The organism is Longimicrobiales bacterium, assembly GCA_028823235.1.
Lineage (GTDB): Bacteria > Gemmatimonadota > Gemmatimonadetes > Longimicrobiales > Gaopeijiaceae > UBA2589.
The window spans coordinates 1-19,439 of the sequence record JAPKBW010000024.1; the positions used below are offsets into that span (position 1 = coordinate 1).

At 63.8% G+C, this 19,439-nt stretch carries 10 protein-coding genes; 5 read left to right on the top strand and 5 right to left on the bottom strand.

The features are described 5' to 3' along the window. Positions 1 to 28: 28 nt before the first annotated feature. The 4 genes from OSA81_11680 to OSA81_11695 all read right to left on the bottom strand — a co-directional run bounded on the left by OSA81_11680 (position 29) and on the right by OSA81_11695 (position 12,522). Entirely contained in the window at positions 29 to 2,692 is a 2,664-nt protein-coding gene (locus tag OSA81_11680) for a DUF5916 domain-containing protein (protein MDE0899669.1), read from the bottom strand. A gap of 618 nt (positions 2,693 to 3,310) precedes the next feature. Beyond that, positions 3,311 to 6,334: a hypothetical protein gene (locus OSA81_11685; GenBank protein ID MDE0899670.1), complete on the bottom strand. Its 3,024-nt coding sequence runs from the start codon at positions 6,332 to 6,334 to the stop codon at positions 3,311 to 3,313. Positions 6,335 to 6,409: 75 nt separating this feature from the next. Continuing rightward, on the bottom strand, positions 6,410 to 8,059 hold the full coding sequence (locus tag OSA81_11690) for a D-aminoacylase (protein MDE0899671.1): 1,650 nt from the start codon (positions 8,057 to 8,059) through the stop codon (positions 6,410 to 6,412). Continuing rightward, positions 8,056 to 12,522 (bottom strand): serine hydrolase, encoded by a 4,467-nt coding sequence (locus tag OSA81_11695; protein MDE0899672.1) that lies wholly within the window; start codon positions 12,520 to 12,522, stop codon positions 8,056 to 8,058. The genes OSA81_11690 and OSA81_11695 overlap by 4 nt, the downstream gene beginning before the upstream one ends. 260 nt (positions 12,523 to 12,782) lie before the next feature. Here OSA81_11695 and OSA81_11700 point away from each other — a divergent pair, with 260 nt between their 5' ends. From OSA81_11700 to OSA81_11715, 4 genes are all read left to right on the top strand, one after another. After that, complete coding sequence (locus OSA81_11700; GenBank protein MDE0899673.1) at positions 12,783 to 13,124, top strand: hypothetical protein; 342 nt, start codon at positions 12,783 to 12,785, stop codon at positions 13,122 to 13,124. Between the two features lie 140 nt (positions 13,125 to 13,264). Then, on the top strand, positions 13,265 to 15,628 hold the full coding sequence (locus OSA81_11705) for a DUF5916 domain-containing protein (protein MDE0899674.1): 2,364 nt from the start codon (positions 13,265 to 13,267) through the stop codon (positions 15,626 to 15,628). 139 nt (positions 15,629 to 15,767) lie between these two features. After that, positions 15,768 to 16,181, top strand: coding sequence for a hypothetical protein (locus OSA81_11710; GenBank protein ID MDE0899675.1), 414 nt, complete (start codon positions 15,768 to 15,770; stop codon positions 16,179 to 16,181). A gap of 20 nt (positions 16,182 to 16,201) precedes the next feature. Then, entirely contained in the window at positions 16,202 to 17,389 is a 1,188-nt protein-coding gene (locus tag OSA81_11715) for a hypothetical protein (GenBank protein MDE0899676.1), read from the top strand. A gap of 230 nt (positions 17,390 to 17,619) precedes the next feature. Here OSA81_11715 and OSA81_11720 read toward each other — a convergent pair whose 3' ends face one another. Next, positions 17,620 to 18,072 (bottom strand): heme-binding protein, encoded by a 453-nt coding sequence (locus tag OSA81_11720; GenBank protein MDE0899677.1) that lies wholly within the window; start codon positions 18,070 to 18,072, stop codon positions 17,620 to 17,622. A 164-nt stretch (positions 18,073 to 18,236) separates the two neighbouring features. Here OSA81_11720 and OSA81_11725 point away from each other — a divergent pair, with 164 nt between their 5' ends. Then, positions 18,237 to 19,409, top strand: coding sequence for a hypothetical protein (locus OSA81_11725; protein ID MDE0899678.1), 1,173 nt, complete (start codon positions 18,237 to 18,239; stop codon positions 19,407 to 19,409). Positions 19,410 to 19,439: the final 30 nt, after the last annotated feature.

Here is a 19,439-nt window from a genome sequence, read left to right on the forward strand (position 1 = left end):
CCTGAGACGCTTGCCGAGTCAAGCGAGCTCAGGCGCCGAGCAGGCCTCCCAGCCAATAGCTCAACTTGATCGCGAAGAAGTTGTTGCCGGTAGCGGTCACCGCTCTGAACGGGTCATCGATTCCGATTCGGTTCCCTACCGACTCTCCGTCCGCGCGGTCTTGCTGCCACACCAGGTAGAGCGTGCTCCCCGGGCGCCACTCCCAGCGCAGTACCATGGTGCTACGGAACGAGCGCACGTTGAAGTCGCGGTTGGGGATCACGAATGTGTCGAGAGCATCCACGACGGTGTGCGACCCGCTCCCGGACGGAGTGATCGTCGTGCCGTCGGCACCGTACGTGCGCAGGAACCGGCTTCCCGCCGCTTCGAGCTCACCGAAGTCGTAGAAGCGCCCGCTCGCCGCGAACGGCTGGGCGTAGAAGTCGAGGTTCACATCCGGCTTGAGCGTGAAGTTGACGCGAGCCTCCATCGCCAGCGTCGTTCGGTCGGTGAACGCGAAGACGTAGCGTCCGCCGAAGGTCTCGGGGCCGCCGCCGTCCTCGGCGAGAACGTACTGTCGGGGATTGATCTCGTGGTCGAACGACGGGGACAGAGACACCTGCCACCGCGGACTCGGCACCATCGACACTCCGCCGCCGAAACTCTGCGAACGGCGCCCGTCGTCGTCTTGCCCGTACTCCAGCCTCACGTTCCACCGGGTCTGTGCGGACGTACTGTTGCCGAGATTGATCGTGGAGCTCCATCCGAACGGTGTCCCCATCGACGGTCCACCACGCGTCAGGCGCTGGTTCTGAGCCGGCAGGTTGAATTGTGTCGAGACGCGGGTCGTCCAGAAGTTGCTCCAGGTGACCGACGCAGACGGCGTCAGCATCGTCTGCTGGCGCTCGTACGCGAAGTTCCATTCGTACGCCTGATTCAGGCTGAGCCGGGAACTCCGAAACCACCGCCCCGGCGTCGACTCGCGGTAGGTCAGCGAGGGGCGAAGCGCCAGGCCGTCGCCCGACACCAGCCGCCCGACGTCGTTGAACTCGCCTTCGGGCGACTCGAGGTCGGCGTTCACGTTCCAAAGCCAGTGTTCGCCGCTGATTCTCTCGGCCCGGATGGTCGCCTTGGCTCCGAGCATCTGAGTGCGCGTCGGATCCAAACGCACATGTGTGGCATCGGGCCGCTGGAAATACCGCGAGCTGCTGCGCTGCAGGCGTGTGATCGCCTCGCTGTCTCCATCGACGTGGGTGAGCCCGCCACTGATCGAGACTTCGTGGGTCGCCCCACCCAAACGGAGGAAGGTATTCCCGTTCACCGTCAGCGCGTTGCGCACCAAGAGAGCAGCGAGGGGATCACCCGTCGCAACGTCCCTGTGGACCCCCGTGACCATGAGCCCCGCGGACGACCCATCGGACCCGAACTCCTGCTGGACCCGGGCGACGCCATAAGTCGTGCGCGGCGCCACCCTCGTCTCGTCGAAGACGTTGGGGATCACGTCGAAGGTGTTGGCGTTCTCTTCGCCGGTGACGCCCACGAGGACCCCGATCAGAGTGCCGGAGGGTAGACGACCGGTCAGCTTGGCGGCACCGAGAATCGTCGAACTGCTCGGTTGGTCGACGTAGTCGCCCGCGGCCCGGCCCACCGGGCGGGCCCCGATGCGCCTCGAGTAGAAGTAGTTGTTGACCGGCCCGTTGATCAGCGCGCTCCCTTCGGTGAAGAAGGGGCGTCGCTCCGGGAAGAGGGTCTCGAAGTCGGTCAGGTTCACGACCGCGGGATCTGCCTCGACCTGGCCGAAGTCCGGCGTGATCGTCGCATCGAGCGTCAGGTTCGAACCGAGCCCCATCTTGAGGTCGAGCCCGGTCCGTCCCTCGAGATTGAGTCCGTCGTCGAACGGGTTCGCCAGATCCCGGTCACCGTTGCGGCTCGACCCGGCCGCCGCGTAGGGTAACAGCTCGAGACGTCGCCCGAGATCGCCCGCGCGAACCCCCCGCAGCTGGCCGAATCGGGACGACCATGCGCGCTGGGTTCGCGGAACGGCCACCCAGTAGTCGGACTCGTTCTTCGACGGAATCCACCGCTGGATGTTGAGGCCCCACGTCTGGTCACCGAACTCGCTGTAACGAAGCTGTGAGAGGGGGATCCACATCTCGGCCGTCCACCCCGTTTCGTCGATGATGACGCTCGCCTTCCAAACGGGATCGAAGCCGCGATCGATGTCTCTCTCGCTGTCCGTGCGATGGAAGTGGTCGAGGCGCACGCCTGAAGCGGTGACGCCGAACGTGTATGCGGTACGACCGTCCAGATACGTATCGAGGGAGATAAGCACGTGCTCGGCAAGCTCGCCGCCGTCTCGGCGGCCAAGGGGGGCCTGGATAGCTGCGCGCCCCCCGCTGCTGTGCATCCGGGCGCCGACGTACAGGGCTTCGTCGTCGAAGACGAAGCGAACCTCCGTGCGCTCCGAGGGTGCCACGCCCTCGATCGGCTCCTTCTGGACGAAGTCGACGACGGGGCGCGCCTGCGCCCAGAATGCCTCATCGAGTCGTCCATCGACGCGGACGCTACTCGACGGCACCTCGAGCGCCGTGGCCTCCTTGGGGATCAAGGCGATGGAACCTCGTGCGGAGAGCCCGCCTCCCGGCAGCTCCTGAGCGCGCGCTTCGGTCGCCATGAGCGAGAGGCCGATCAGTACGAGCAAGGGCAGGCGCACGAAACCGCCCCTTCGGCAGTTCGCGGTCGGCGCGGGGCCGAGCCACGGCAGGCGGCGCTGACGTGCTGACCCATTTTCCAACCGACGCCTCCGAGCGGTCAACGCGGACGCCAAGAGGAGATGCACGGCGCACAGCTTCGGTAACGGCCATCCAAGGCCGCATTCAGGCCGGCGACGGGGTCGGGAGGGTTCATGCGAGCAAAATGCTGCGCGCGGCCTATATGCGCGAGCCGGCAAAGCGGTCTCACGTCGAGCTGCACGATGCCCTCTTCAGCAAGTCCCCTCGCGGCAGGTCTCCCACAATCAGGCGGCCACACCCTACCCTACATGGAAGCCGGCAGCGGGCCGGCTTCAGCAGTAGTCATCTCTGATTGTGATAACATCTCACGTCTATAAACCACAGGGGCAGAACACCTTCTGCGTTACGATTCACCTAGAGTCTTAGCATTGGACCTAACGATGCCAAGATTTCGTTAGGCAGAGCGAACCAGTCAATCACTGACTAGGAACTCGGGGCGCTGAGTCAAGCCGCCAAGACGGGGTATGGCGAGACTAACCTGGCCCGACGGTTGCGAGTGGATGTTACTCACGATGGAGCATTGGCCGCGTGCTCAGGCTTCATGCGATCAACGTATCCTTCACGACAATCTGCGGCAGACCGGCCCTCGAGAGCTCTCGGTTCAATTGGCGCAGATCCTCCGTGATCAGGCGCTGCAGAACACTCATATGTCCGTCCAGTTCGCTCGACAGCTCCTCGAAAACACCCAGATACGCTGCGGTCGGCGCCGCGTCACCTCGTTCGAGTCGATTGCGAAGCCCGGTCAGGCGGTCGTTGAGTCGGATCGGGAAGGCGATCTTGTCTTTGGGGCTCTGGTTTAGGACTTGATAAAGTTCGGCCTCGAGGCTGCTGATGTCGCCTGTGAAACGGTCGGCGTATTCCCTCAATCCCGTGTCGTCGCTGTCCGATATGCTGGCTTCGAGTTGCCCTCTCAGATCGCGGATCAGGAGTACGCTACCGTTCGCCATGCTTTCGGCGTCGCGGATCTGGAGCGCCAGCTCGAATTGCGCGACGAGGTCGGCGTCCGTCAGGCCCGTCAGCCGAGGGTCCCGCCGCAGAACGAAGCTGGTAAGGCGCTCAACGCCGTCGACGGTCAAGCGGGCGGAGTAACGTCCCGGTGGTGCCCACGGCCCGACGGTCGGGTTACCTCCCTCGAGTACGATACCGTCGAAGCTCACGGCACCCGGATAACGCAGCCTCCATACTTCCCGATGGTTGCCCGCGCGTGCTGGGCCGTCGGCCAGAGTGGTGACGTGGTCACCGTTCACGTCGAGGATCTCGAGTCGGGCGTTCTGCACGGTGCCGGCTAGTACGAAGTCGATCACCGCTGGCACTTCACGTCGAAATGCATCTCCGGGCACGAAGAGGTGGGCATCCGCACCCGCGACTACATTGTCGATCTGGCGCAACGTCTCGATGTCGTCGAGCACCCAAAACGATCGGCCGTGCGTCGATATGACGAGGTCGCGCTCCTCAACGGAGAGCCCGGTCACCGGCGTGTCGGGCAGATCGAATGACAAATCATCCCACCGCGAGCCGTCGTCGAAGGAGACGAACACACCGTGCTCGGTGCCGGCATAAAGCAGACCACGCCGCCCCGGATCCTCGCGGATGACACGCACGAAGGCGTCCTCGGGGATTCCGTCCACGATCTTCGTCCAGCTCTCGCCGTAGTCGTTCGTCTTCCACGCGTAGGGGTGGCGGTCGTCCATCTCGTATCGGATACCCGCGATGTACGCGGTCGCCGGGTCGTGCGGAGAGACTTCGATGACCATCACTCGCGTGTGCGGCGGCATGTCGGGCGGGGTGACGTTCGACCACGCATCGCCCGAACTCCGCGTCAGATGCACGTAGCCGTCGTCGGATCCGGTCCAAATCGTCGCCGCGTCGTGGGGTGACGGCGTGATGGCGTACAGCGTCGCGTAGATCTCTGGTCCGTCCTGGTCGTACACGATTGGACCGCCGGAGTCGTCCATCGTCTCCGGCTCTGCTCGCGTCAGATCGGGGCTGATGCGCCTCCAGCTCTCGCCTTCGTCCGTCGACTTCCACAGATGCTGTGAGCCGACGTAGAGCGCACCAGGATCCGCGGCCGACACGGCGATAGGATACGTCCAATTCCAGCGCTCGGGCATGTCTCGTGCAGGCTCACCCATGACGATTCGCGGATAAGGCTGGATGTCGCGCCCGATGCCGGTCCGGCGGTCGTACCGCGTGAGCCCATTGGTGGCCCCGGCGTAGAAAATGTCGGGATCCGTAGGGTGCGGCGCCACATATCCGCTCTCACCCCCGCCGACCGAGTACATCCATTCCGTGGAAATACCGCGTGGATTCTGCAGGTGACCGGGCTCTGAGGATACACAAACCGTCGAGTTGTCCTGCTGAGCGCCACATGCGTGGTAGGGGAATTCGTTCGTCGTCGCGAGTCGGTAGATCTGGGCAGTCGGGTATCGCATACCCGTCCAAGTGAGGCCGCCGTTCACCGATACCACACCCCCGCCGTCGTTACCGTCGATCATGCGGAGCGGGTTCGTCGGGTCGATCCACAGGTCCTGATGGTCGGCGTGTGTCTCTCGAACCGTCTCGAGTGTTCGCCCGGCATCCGTCGACTTCATGAGGCGGAAGTTCAGGATGTACAAAGTGTTTCGGTCGAGGGGGTCAGCTTGAAGACGCTGGAAGTAGAAGGCGCGCTGCCAGATGTCGCGGTGGTCGTTTACCAGGGCCCACGTCGTACCGGCATCATCTGATAGGTAGAGGCCACCCTCATCAGCTTCGACGTTCGCCCAGACTCGGTCGGAGTCGGCACCGGACACCGTGACCGCGATCTTGCCGAGGACACCTGTCGGGAACCCCGGGCTATCGGTCAGTTCGGCCCAAGTGTCACCGCCATCGATCGACTTGAAGATCCCAGATCCCTCTCCACCGCTCCAGAGCTGCCAGGGCCTCCGGATTACCTCCCAAAGCGTGGCGTAGAGCACGTCCGGGTCATTGGGGTCCATAACCAGGTCGACGGCTCCGGTCATGTCGTTGCGAAAGAGGACGTTGTCCCAGCTGAGGCCCCCGTCGGTCGTCCGGAAGACGCCCCGCTCGCTGTTCGGACCGAATGGGTGCCCGAGCGCCGCCACGTAGGCCCGGTCGGGGTCGGTCGGATGCACCCGGATGCGGCCGATCGCATGCGTGTCCGCCAGGCCGAGGTGGCGCCAGCTAAGGCCCCCGTCGTCCGAACGGTACACGCCGTCGCCCTGGAGCACGTTCGCGCGGAGCTGTACCTCGCCCATGCCGATGTAGACGACGTCCGGGTTCGACGCGGTTACGGTCACCGCGCCGACCGAGGCGGTGCCGATCTGGCCGTCGGTCACCGCGATCCATGAAGAACCTCCATCGGTCGTCTTGAAGAGGCCGCCACCCGTCGCGCCGAAGTAGTACTCGAAGGGACGCTCTGCGTGGCCTGCGACCGCGATCGAACGACCTCCTCGGTCAGGTCCGATCGACCGCCACTCGAGCGGGGGCAGGAGCGAGGCAGCCGACTGCCCCGCGGCTGGCACTGCGAAGCAAAACAAGAGTGTAAACAGTGCTGATCGTTTCACCGGTCAGTCCTCCTCAAAGACATGCAGTTCGAATGTAGCAACGTCTATCTCAGACAGGGGCTATCCGAGCCCCTGCTATCGACCAGAGCCCGCCCCCTCCCTCGATCGCTCGAGAAACCGCCCCGGCCGGGCGCCAGTCATCTCAGCATTCTCGAGGACCGCCACACCACCCACGAAGACATGCAGCACGCCGGTCGAATAGTGATGCGGATCGGTGTAGTCAGCCTCGTCCTGGATCGTACCGAAGTCGAAAACCACCACATCCGCGATCGCGCCTTCTCGGAGCAGTCCACGCTCGCTCTGACCCATCCACACCGCGGGTAACCCCGTCATCTTTCCTACCGCCTCTTCGAGGCTGAGCACTCCTTCATCCCGTACGTACTTGGCGAGGATTCGCGGGAACGAGCCATAAGTGCGGGGATGCGGGAACCCGACTCCTGGCTCTACGAGGTCGCCGTCGGTTTCGAACATCGCGGTCGGGTGGCGCATGATTCGGATCACATCCTCCTCGGCCATCCCCTCGAAGATGCCGATGAAGCCCCCCTCGAGCTGCAGTTCGATCAGCGCCTCGACGGCTTCGTTCACGGTGGTCGGACGACCTCGCTCTGTGAGGAAGTCGGCCAGAGTCCTCCCCTGCATCTCCGGGTATGAGTCCACGTTCCTGAACTGAATGCTCTCCGGCCCCGATCCAGTCTGTTGCAGGAAGATGGTACGCATCTCGGAGACCATCCGACGGCGGGTCACCTGGTCGTTCACACGACTCTGAAATGCGTCAGGACCGTCGGCCAAAGCCCACCCCGGGAACATGAGGTCCGAGTAGGTGCTGAACGCGGTGTACGGGTACACGTCGTGCACAACCTCCTGCCCCGCAGCACTGGCCGAGTCGAGCATCGCCAGGGTCTGCTCGGTGAGCCCCCAGTGCGCGGCCCCCGTCACCTTGTGATGGTTAATTTGGACCGGAATACCCGCCCGTCGCCCGACTTCGAGTGTCTCGCTGATCGACTCGAGAACGCGTACACCCTCGTCGCGCATGTGCGTCACGTAGATCCCGCCATAGGGCGCTGCAACCTCGGCCAGCGCCACGATCTCGTCGGTGTCCGCGAACACCGCGGGTACATACTCGAGTCCCGTGGAGAGTCCCAGTGCCCCTTGCTGCATGGATGAGTCGACCAGCGCGACCATCCATGCCAGCTCTTCGTCCGTCGGCGGACGGTTTTCCAGTCCCATCACCCGTTTCCTGATCCAGGTATGGCCGGCGAACAAGCCCACGTTCGGACCGATGCGCACCCGGGCCGTATAGTCATCCAACGGAAACGGCTGATCCTGGCTGTGGAGGGGTGCGAGGATGGTCGTGATGCCCTGCCGAATGAAGTTCTCGGCGTCCGGGTGCTCTTCGAGCGTGACCAGATGCGCATGGTTGTCCCAGAAACCCGGCGCGACCACGAGCCCTGTAGCATCGACCACGCGGCCAGCACCTGTGGTTGGGAGATCGGCTCCCACGGCGACGATCCGGTCTCCATGGATCGCGACATCGGCCACGTACCTCGGCGCCCCCGTACCGTCGACGACGGTGCCTCCCTGAAGAAGCAGGTCATACTCCAGGGCGTCCGCACAGCCCGAGGCAAACACACCCATGACGATCAATGAAAGGGCTAGGCCCGCTCGCCGAACGGAGTCGAATGAGCCAAAGCGTCCCGTGGCGTCGACCCGGCACTCGGCCGTCATGGTGCCTCCGTAATCAGGCGCAGCGACGTAAGTCCCCCGCCAGGCCCGAGCGACACGAGCACACGGAAGCGTTGGTCGCCGTACCACGCCCAGTACTGAAGCGACACATCGTCGCCCACCGGATGCCTAGCCAGGAGTTCCATGCGATCCGGTTCGCCCATGCCCTGAAGCTGAGCAGTCATTGCGGCCCTTATGCGCGGGAAGACAGTCTGTCGAATGAACGCGAAGTCGTCGAGGACGAGTTCGCCTCGAGCAATCTTCGCCAGCATTTCTCCGACGTATTCGGTCGCCTCCGGATCTGGATCCGCGATCCGGGTCGATGGTGGTGGAGCCGGCGCCAGCGACGGATTCAGCAGCGCACCAATCCCGTTCGGTAATCCCGCGACGGGAAGGCTACGGGCATTCGCCAGAACGATCACCGCAAGATCGTCATCGACGAAGCGGGTGAACTGCGTGCTGAACCCCTGCCAGTTGCCCCCATGCTGGCGCACCGTCTGACCGCCGGCCTCCTCGAGGAACCAGCCAAATCCGTACGGATAGTTTCGCCCGCTGTTCAGCGTCATCGGGTTCAAGATGAGGTCCCAGCTTCGCTCACTCAGAAGGCGACGGTTCGCGACGACATCGTTCCACGCGATCATGTCGTGGAGGTTCAGTAGCATCGAGCCGTCGGCCGTAGTGTTCGTCATCGGAGCGACGTAGCCCGCGTTCTGCCATCCGCCCGCGACGGGCAGATACCCCCGCGCACGATGCGGCACGACGTCGCTCTCCGTGTTGATCCGGATCGTCGGCATCCCCGCAGGATCGAAGATGCGCTCTCGGAGGAAGTCCCAATACGGCATGCCCGCAACTCGACTCATCACCACTCCGAGCATGGCGTACCCGGTGTTCGAGTAGTTCCAGCGATCCCCGGCCGGAAACTCGAGATCGAGCCCCGAGGCCATCCTTACCAGATCCTCCTCGGTGTAGTTCGTCTGATAGTCGAACCCTTCACTCGTGTAGTCGGGGATGCCCGAGGAGTGCGTCAGGAGATGGTGGATCGTGATGGGCTGCCATGTCTCCGGGGCTTCGGGCAGGTACTCCGTCACGGAGCCGTCCAGGTCGAGAAGACCGTCTTCCACCAGGGCCATGATTCCCGCCGACGTGAACTGCTTGCCCAGTGAACCGGACTGGAACAACGACTCGGTGGTGACCGATGCGTCCGTCTCGAGATTCGCGATGCCGAATCCCTTCGCGAGAAGGACCTCCCCCTTCCGGACCACGGCGAGTGCGATGCCCGGAATCCGTCCGTTGTCCATCGTGCTTCGCACGAGGTCTTCGATCTCGGACACGACGGCGCCCGGCTCATCGGCACGTCGCAGAGACCAGGGCATCGGCAGGGGTCGCTGCCTGGGCCAGACCTCATCGAGTGTCTCGCCTCGATAGACCACCCCGTTCTTCATGACGTACGCGATCGCCTGGGTCGCCGCGATGTCCTCGAGGGGATTTCGGTCGAGCACCACGAGGTCAGCGAGCTTGCCCGGCTCCACACTCCCGAGGTCCTGCGCATACCCGATCGCTTCGGCGCCGAACAGCGTCGCGACCCGGAGAACGTCGTGATTGCTCATGCCTCCACGCGCGAGCAACCCCATCTCCCAGTGATTGGAGAGCCCCTGGGCCTCGCCATGCCCTCCCAGCGCCACGCGCCCGCCAGCGCCGAGAATCGCATCCGCCCCGGCCGCGACCTCTTGGTCGTTGTAGTCCTCAGGAGAGAACCAAAGAACCCGTGAGGAGGAGCGCGCGTATAGGCTCCCGTCCGCGAACCAGCGACTCAGTTTGGCGTTCTCGTGCGGTCTCTCCTCGGCCAGCAATCGGTACACAGGCAGAGCGCCCCCGAACGCCACAACGACCGTCGGCGTGTAGGTGATTCCCGTCCGTGCCACAAGCTGAACGAGATCGTCGTGGATCGGAGCGACGGGGAACGCGTGCTCGAGGCCGCTGAAACCATCCATCGCATACGTGAGGTCCGCCTTCGTGTCGGCTCCTCCCTCCGTGGTCGGCATCATCTCGAGCTTGCGCGCCGCCTGGATCAGCGCCTGACGCTCGCTGCGGGGGCCGGCCATATACCACTTGAGAAGGTGAGTCCCGAAGCTGTCCCGATACGGCTCAATCACACTCCGGGCTTCGTCGGGAGAGGTGAAGGTCCCCTGCGAGAAGAGCCCAGGTCCGGTGGAGAACACCCGCGGAGCGGGCACGCCATCGACCGCGACCATGTCCGAGAGCCCGAAGACGTCAGGCGTCCCCTGAGGATTCCGAAGTGTCGTGACGCCGTAGGCCAGATTGGCGAAGGAGACCGTCGATTCGGGCTCCGGTAGCTCTCCACTCATCGCGAAGTGGGCGTGCACGTCGATGAAGCCAGGCACCACGTACTTGCCGCTCATGTCGATCTCGGTGGCGCCCACCGGAACGTCGATGGAGCCGGTCGGCCCCACGCCCAGAATTCGATTGCCCTCGACGACCACGTCGGCGTTCTCTACGACCTCGTACCCGTTCATGGTTACGACCGTCGCACCACGCAGCACGACGGCACCCGCAGGTGTCGCTCGGGGAAGCGATACGTCGAGTTCCACCGCCAACGGCGATGCACTAGGGGTAGACACCCGGAGTGTCTGCAGTCGGACCCCGGCGATCGCCGACACGCTTCCACCGTCCCCGGACCATGCCACGAGTCCGGGCCTGTCGGCGACGACCGCCATCGGCACGGGTGATGTCAGTTCGCTCCCGTCCAGCCCCTGAGACGGAGTCGTGAAGAGCCGGGTGGCTGGACCACCGGTGGCAATCACGTGTGTCCCGTTGGGGCTCAGCCGCAACTCGCCGAGTCCATCATCAGGGCCAAGCCGAGCCTCGAGCCGTCGGTCACTTCCGTCGAGAGCGACGGAGATGAGTGTCGGGCCCGCCAGGTACACGCGGTCGGACGACGGACCGAAGTGCGGCCTACGCCCACCGTCGGCGGCCATCAACCGGCGTGGCGTGCCACCTTCGGACGGAACGACCACAACCTCGGCGTCGGGGGGCACGGCCCCCTGCCCCGGACCAGAGACAGCCAACGCGGATCCGAGCGGAGCCCGGAGCGCGACGATGGAGGTCCCGTCCGGGGTCCACGCCGGGTCAGCCCATAAGGCCGCGCTGTCGGAGACGCGGATCGGCTCCCCTGACCCGTCGGCCTGCGCCTTCCACAGATGGCCTCCAGATTCGTCCCAGGTCACAAAGCTTACCCAACGCCCGTCCGCAGACCACGCCGGCATGAACTCCCGGGGCCGGACCGAGGCCGTCAGACGTCGAGCCTCGGCGCCACGCAGACCGGCGAGCCAGATCCGGCCGAGCGCCGAGAACGCCGCCCGGCCATCGCTGGAGACCGCCAGCTGCTGCACCCGGCGAGCCCGTACGGGCCCCTGCTCCACCCGGCGGGGGAAATCGAGCTTCGGGGTCACGGCCAGTGAGACATCGACCTCGAAGGGCACCACCCGATCGGTTCCGTCGTCGAGGTCGATCCGATGGATGCGGCCGTTCCATGCGGCGAAAAGCGCTCGACTGTCCGGCGTGATCCCGAAATTGGGCAACACGTCGCGCGTTGCTCGACTTTCCAGCTGATTCCGCTGGATCGGGTATGCGAGCCAGCGCTCATCTCCTGTGTCGAGCTCCCTCACTTTCAGGCCCGTCCGGCCGTCTCTGACCGCACCGTAGACGAGCCGTCGGCCATCGGGGGTCACGGCCGGTTTCATAGCGATCGGACTTTCCAGGAGCACCGGCTCAGCTCGCCCGGACTCCTGCGACAACCTGATAACCCGACTCGACGCTCCGTTCCTGCTTCCGTAGGGGCGTGGCGTGAGCGACGTGTAGTACAGGTCTGATCCGTTCGGGTGGGGGGCGGCACCGTAGGGCCCCGGTGCCGGGGCGGACACGAGCGGCTGAGATGGTCCGTTCTCGTTCTCGACCACTCGCTCTCCTGCGCCAGACTCGACGTTGAATCGCCAGATCTCAGCGAAGGAACTGAAGTCTTGGGACGCGATGACCGTCACATAGATCGCCGAACCGTCCACGGACCAGGCGGGCGAAAGCATTGTCGCACCCACCTTATCGGTAAGCCGACGGGGCATCGAACCGTCCGTCGCGGCGATCCAGACGTTGTCCGAGCCCGACTCGTCGCTCACGTACGCGAGGAGTCGCCCGGCCGGGGAGAACCGGGGCTGGGATTGAAACGCCCTTCCGGTGAGCAGTGGCCGAGCGCGGCCACCCTCTACAGGTAGCGAATACACGTCCCCGAGCAACTCGAACACCAGGGATCCCCCGTCTGGCGCCACGTCGAGTGAGACCCATGTGCCCTCCGTCGTAGTGAAGGAGATCTGGGTTTCCTGAGCGGCCAATGGCGAGGCCAGAATCGTCAGCAGGGTAAGTGCGACGGTGGCCGCAGGAGTCGTTCCGGACATTGCTGATTCGCGTTCAGAGAATGGAGAAGTTCGGTGACGATTTGGCTGGTCCACGGCACGAGCGCAACAGGGAGTTAGCAGTTCCTCGATACCGACCCGGATGAGGAATCAGGCAATTGGGCATTGGTTCGGGTTTCGGCCAATTATGCGTGGTGCCATGTGGGCAAATAAGTGACAAGCTCCGGGCATTTGATGCAGAACACCCACCCCGTGGTACGCGCTCCGCCGCGCGGTAACAATCAGTTTCGGATCTCGTGGTAATGCTTACACCGCGGCTCTTTCTCTTCATCGGCGCCGCAGTCCTGAATCCCGCGTCAGGGATAGCGATACCGCTTGGTGAGTACTTCATGGACATCCGACGGAGCATGTTCGCGGCCATGGCGGGCTTTTTCATCACGGCTAGCGTCGGATTCAACCTCCTGGGCCCCGGACCAGGCGTTCAAGATGCTGTGAGGATGGGCTGCCTTCTGCTGATTGGGGTGCTGGCCGTGTCTGAACGACGAAGTGCTCAGATCGCTGGAGTCCTCGCGATTTTAGTCGTGCTTGGCGGCTTCACTTTCTCATTTTCGTTTTCACTTACGGAGATGCTTAGTGTGGGCTAGGGGAGGTGCACGCTTAGATCGCGCACGACCAGCAGATCGTAAGCCACTAAACTCTCAGCGTCCTTTGCCCCCCCGGAGTCCTTGTCAGGGTGGTCGCCGTCACGACTCCCCCCACGCCCACTCCTGAACCCATCAGAATCGTGATCCACCCATCGACCCCGACGAGGGCGCGCGCCCTACCTCCGCGACCCTATGCTCTCGGTTCGCTCGCGGTAGCGGCTGCTGTCCTCGTGCTGGGCGCCCCGGCTGGGGCCCAGCAGACCGAACCCAACAGCGCCCTCCCCCGAGGCATTGCCATCGATGGATCGCCAGCGCCGGAGCATCCGGTGTCGATCACACGGGACGCACGTGGCCGCCCGACGGTTCGGGCGATCCGTCTTGATGAGCCCCTGACACTGGACGGCGTGCTCGACGAGGACATGTACTCCGACGTCCAACCTTTCGGGGAATTCGTGCAGGTAACACCGGTCTCGGGTGACCCGTCTTCGCAGCGCACCGACGTCTGGATCGCCTTCGATGACGAGAACATCTACGTGACGTGCCGGTGCTGGGACGACGCTCCGCCTGACGAGTGGATCGTCAACGAGATGAGACGTGACGCCGATGGGATCCGAAACAACGAGCACTTCGGGATCATGTTCGACACGTTCTATGACCGGCGAAACGGATTCATGCTCTACACAAATCCGCTCGGGGCTCGCAACGACTACTCGGTCGTCGACGAGGCGGGAGTGAACCGAGACTGGAATCCGATCTGGGACGTCGCCCCAGGCCAATTCGACGGCGGTTGGACGGTCGAGATCGCAATCCCGTTCAAATCCCTACGCTACCAGTCGGGCGCCGGGCAGATGTGGGGCCTCCAGCTCCGCCGCTCGATCCGCCACCTCAATGAGTGGACGTACTTGAGCCCCGTGCCGGCCATCCTCGCCGGTCCACAAGGACTCAATAGGGTTTCGGTCGCGGGAACGCTGGTCGGCCTGGACTTGCCGGCCGCAGGTAGCAATGTGGAACTCAAGCCGTACGGAATCGCGGGCTCGACAACCGACCGTGTATCGGCGCCCGCCGTCACGGATCGCACGGCCGCAGTCGGGCTGGACTTGAAGTACGGACTGACCGCCAACCTCACGGCCGATCTCACGTTCAACACGGACTTCGCCCAGGTCGAGGTCGACGAGCAACAGGTCAATCTGACGCGATTCAGTCTCTTTTTTCCCGAGAAGCGCGAGTTCTTCCTGGAGGGGCGTGGGGTCTTCGAATTCGGTACCGGTGGCGGCGGCGGCTACGGCGGCGGTGGTGGAGGCGGCGGATTCGGACGTGGCGGCGGAGATGCTCCGTCCCTGTTCTACAGCCGCCGGATCGGCTTCCAAGACGGATCCGTCATCCCGATCCAGGCCGGAGGGCGGCTAACGGGCAAGGTCGGCCCGTGGACGGTCGGCCTCATGAACATTCACACGGGCAACGACGAAGTAGCGGGCGTAGGTGCCACCGACTTCTCGATTGTGCGCTTCAAGCGCGACATCCTTCGGCGTAGCGCGATCGGGGCAATGTTCACAAACCGTTCGATCGGCGCATCGGGTACAGGCACCAACCAGGCCTACGGGATGGACGCCGCGTTCGCGTTTTTCACCAACCTGAAGCTCGGCGGATACTACGCGCGCACGGAGACCCCATCGCTTGGCGGCGACAACGAGAGCTATCAAGCTCGCTTTGACTACGGAGGGGACACCTACGGAGCTAACGCTGGCATCGTCAAGGTGGGTTCCGACTTCAACCCGGAGATTGGGTTCTTACGTCGAAGCGACTTCAGGAAGTCGTCGGGCTCAGTAAGGTTCAGCCCTCGGCCATCGTCGATCGAAGCCGTTCGGAAGCTCACCTGGCAGGGCACGGTCAATTTCTTCGAAGACGGAGCGGGGAGAATGGAATCCCGCAGCCAGCAGGGACGCTTCAGCATCGAGTTCGACAACAGTGACCAGGCCACGCTGCAGGCTACCCGGAACTTCGAGCGTCTCGACGATCCGTTCGAGATCGACACCGATGTATTCATCCCGGAAGGGCGGTACACGTACACGGGGTATCAAGCGTCCTACAATTTCGGCACGCAACGCCCCGTCTCGGGCAATGTCTCCTACCAGTGGGGCAGCTTCTTCCGTGGCTCGATCCGGACAATCAGTATCAACCGGGCGAGAGTCGTCGTGTCTGACCACCTGTCCTTGGAGCCCGGCGTGAGTGTGAACCTCATCCAACTGCCGGACGGCGATGCGAACCAGACCGTATTCAGGTTACGGGCGGACTACGCGTTCACTCCACGGATGTTCGCCAGCACGCTCGTGCAGTACAACGAGAGCCGCGCGACCTTCTCAAGTAACTTGCGATTCCGCTGGGAGTTCCGTCCGGGCAGTGACTTGTTCGTAGTGTGGACGGACGAGCGCGACACCCCGCTCCGCAGAACCGGGCTACGTAATCGGGCGTTCGCGCTAAAGGTCACAAGGCTGCTCCGCTTCTAAGAGAAAGCGCGCATCCACTGTCTCCCGTAAGTCGCGCTGGGCGATTCGCCTTCTGGCCCGGCAGGCCGCACAATACCAAGACATCCTCGCCGACCCTACTTTCGGTGAGGGCAACGACTTGGGAATCGGGAGGTTCCAAATGAGAGCCATCGTCGCCGGGATCGCAGGGCTGACCATAGGCCTCGTCGCTTGTGGCCAACCCGCCGCAGAGAAGCAGCCTTCGGCGGATGAAATGACAGCCGATCCGGTCACTCACCGCGTTCCCCAGCTCGACAACGAGCACGTCGAGGCGTGGAAGACGATCATCGTGCCCAATCAACCGCTCAGCATGCACCGCCACGACAACCCCAGGGCGATCATCGCGCTCAAAGGCGGAACCTTGACCCTAGTCAGCGAAGCCGGAGACGAGCGTGAGATGGTGTGGAAGACCGGGGGCACGTATTGGCTCGACGTCGACCCCGAGGGTGAGTTGCACGGAGACGTGAACCGGGGCAGCGAGCCGATGGAAGTCATCGTCGTGCAACTCAAGCAAGTCGGAGCCGAGGGAGGCTGACCGCCATAGGAAAGGACACCATGAAACGAACAATCTTTACGCTCGTGGGCGGCGCGGTCGCGCTGTCCATCCTCGGCATCGCTTCGGCTTGTATGGAGCAGGCCGCGCAAGCCGCTGATGCGGGGGACGGTCCGCCGATCCTCGAAGTCGACCCGTTCTGGCCGCGGCCGCTCCCGAACCACTGGATCTTGGGCTCCGTGATCGGCGTGTCCGTCGATTCGCGGGACCACGTGTGGATCATCCACCGGCAGGACACCTTCGATGAGCTCACCGAGATCAACGCCGTGGCCGACCCGCCGACGGCGGAGTGCTGCGCACCCGCGCCTCCGGTGCTCGAGTTCGATCCGGATGGTAATCTCGTGGGCTCCTGGGGCGGCCCGAGTGCCGACTACGATTGGCCGCAGTCGAACCACGGCATCACCGTCGACCACATGGACAACGTTTGGATCGGGGGCAACGGAGAGAACGACTCCCACCTCCTGAAGTTCACCCGCACGGGGGACCTCCTGCTGCAGCTCGGTGAGCCGTTCATGCGCAGCGGCAGCAACCATCCGGAGAACTTCTGGCGAGTCGCCGAGGTCAACATCGACGCGGAGGCTAACGAGGTGTATGTGGCCGACGGATACGGCAATAAGCGTGTGGCCGTGCTCGACGCGCAGACCGGCAAGATGAAACGCTACTGGGGTGCATACGGCAACGTGCCGGACGACTCTCCGATCCCCGCTTACAGCCCGGATGACCCCCCAGCACAGCAATTCAGGAGCCCGCTCCACTGCGCGGAGCTCTCGCGCGACGGCCTCGTGTATGCGTGCGACAGGGCGAGTGACCGCATCCAGGTATTCCAACCGGACGGCACGTTCATTCGTGAGGCGTTCATCGCACCACAGACCCTCGGCTCTGGGTCTGTGTGGGACATCGCGTTCTCACACGATCCCGAGCAGCGCTTCATCTATCTCGCCGACGGCTCCAATAAGAAGGTGCACGTACTCGACCGGGAATCCTTGGAGGTCGTGTCCACGTTCGGGGGCGGGGGACGGCAAGCCGGTCAGTTCTACGGCGTTCACAGCATCGCGGTCGATTCGCGCGGCAACGTATACACGACGGAGACTTACGAAGGAAAACGGGTGCAGAAGTTCGTCTTCCGCGGCTTCGGTGCGGCGGGCCGTGGAGTGCAAGGGCCGTCGTGGCCGCGGCTGGAGGGTAGATGAGCCCGCATGCTGTCGAACCGGCTAAAGGCCGCTACGGCATTGAGCAAGAACTCGGTGAACCCGGCATGGCGGGCCGGTTCGAACAAGGGCGCCCTGCCCGACCTAGCCTCAACCGGTCTGAGTTGATTGCCTGAACCCAGAAATTGATCGGCTCGGAGATCAGGCCTTGGAGGCCGCACTGGCCTTGACCACGAAGTAATCGACGCGGGCTAGGACCTTGACGACGCCCTTCAGTTTCCGGAAGCCGCCCCGATTGCGGCCAGTCCGGCCTGCACAGCCTGCGCGTCTTCAGATCCCCGCGCACCGCTCGCCGCCATCGCGCCGATGAGTTCGCCGTTCATCAAGATTGGCAGCCCACCCTCGTAGTGGATCCCACCCGGGATGGTATCGACCGTTCCGGCAGCAAGCGCCTGGCCGTAGGCACCCGATGTCCCACCCGTCGTGATGACGACGTGGGCCTTCATCCTTACAATCCCCGCCGTCCGCGGTGGGGCACCGTCCATGCGCCTCAGGTACATCGGGACACCATCCGCGTCGGTGACAAAAATGGTGAGGTTCCAGTCATTGGCTCTAGCCTCGGCCTCCGCGGCGTCGACCGCCATTTGGGCCTGCGCCATCGTGATCTGGGCTTCGCCTGCTGTGGGCGCTACCCCGATCCCGCCGAGGAGAGTGAGGGCGAGCACGGCTTGTCGTCTGGTCGCTTTCAAATCCATTTGCATAATCTGGTTGCATCTGAGCGGGTCGGTTGTCGCTCAATGATTGGAGGCATCGCACTCCTCAGGTCCGAGCCAACATCTTATCGGACCGAAGCAGCAGCAAGTCTCTGAGCGGATCGGACTCCGCGACGATGTCTCGAGGCAGGCGCGAACCGTACCTGACGCTTACGATCCAGAGAGAATCTTCTCGAATCGGAGTGACCGTGCGCATCGACCATCGACTCTCGGGGCTCGCGGCTGCGACATTGCTCGTCGTGCCGTTCGCAGTCACGGCTCAGACCACCACCAACCCGTACCGCGCAACCCTCGGCTGGGAGCAGCTCCCCGAAGGTCGAACGCTAGGCATCATCAGCGGCGTGTGGCCCGATCCGGATGGTGAACACCTCTGGATCCTAGACCGGTGCGGTGCGAACCAGTGTGCCGGGTCGGACCTCGACCCGATCCTGAAGTTCGACCTCAATGGGAATCTGGTCGACAGCTTCGGAGCAGGACTCTTTGCCTTCCCTCATGGGTTCGCGCTCGACAGCCAGGGATACCTGTGGGTAACGGAAGGAGGCGCGCACGGGGATGCTCGCGCCACGCTCGGCGAGTCGATGGGAATCGGCCACCAGGTCTTCAAGCTCACCCGCGAGGGCGAGATAGTGATGACGGTCGGTGAAGCCGGGGTCCCCGGAGACGACGAGACACATTTCAATGGTCCGTCCGGCGTAGCGATCGCTCCCGATGGGCATATCTGGATCGCGGATGGACATCGGGGCGGCAACAACAGGATCGTGAAGCTCGCACCGGACGGGACCTTCGTTCTCTCGGTGGGCGGCGGGATCGGAACAGAGAGCCGAGAGCCAGCCCGCTTCAGCGATCCGCACGACATCAAGGTCGACTCACGCGGCCGTGTTCTCGTCGCAGACCGTGGGAACAGTCGGATTCAGGTCTTCGACGCCGAAGGCGAGCTACTCTACATCTGGACGCAGTACGGGAAGCCGAGTGGTCTCTTCATCGACCGAAATGACATCCTCTATGCAGGGGACGGCCTTTCAGGCGATGTGCGGACCGGTCCGCCGGACGACTGGAGAAGCAACCTCGGCTGGGAGAAGGGGATCCGGATCGGTGATCTGAAGTCGGAGCAGGCGTGGGTGACCCACTTCATCCCGCAGCACGACGTCAACATCGGCCCGGGAATCGAATTCCTCGGCGTCGACTTCGACGGTAACATCTACGCAGGCGAGATAAACCGACAGCGGCTCGTACGCTACATACCTTGGCGCCCCCCAGAAGTGGGTGGGCGAGGTCCCGAGTCCCACTAGAACCGCATTCCAGCTCGAGTGAGGAGCCGT

Excerpts from the sequence above, each read along its gene's own strand:
- OSA81_11725 (MDE0899678.1), top strand. The coding sequence starts at position 18,237 with ATGTCTCGAGGCAGGCGCGAACCGTACCTGACGCTTACGATCCAGAGA.
- OSA81_11715 (MDE0899676.1), top strand. The coding sequence starts at position 16,202 with ATGAAACGAACAATCTTTACGCTCGTGGGCGGCGCGGTCGCGCTGTCC.
- OSA81_11690 (MDE0899671.1), bottom strand. The coding sequence starts at position 8,059 with ATGACGGCCGAGTGCCGGGTCGACGCCACGGGACGCTTTGGCTCATTC.
- OSA81_11710 (MDE0899675.1), top strand. The coding sequence starts at position 15,768 with ATGAGAGCCATCGTCGCCGGGATCGCAGGGCTGACCATAGGCCTCGTC.
- OSA81_11695 (MDE0899672.1), bottom strand. The coding sequence starts at position 12,522 with ATGTCCGGAACGACTCCTGCGGCCACCGTCGCACTTACCCTGCTGACG.
- OSA81_11700 (MDE0899673.1), top strand. The coding sequence starts at position 12,783 with ATGCTTACACCGCGGCTCTTTCTCTTCATCGGCGCCGCAGTCCTGAAT.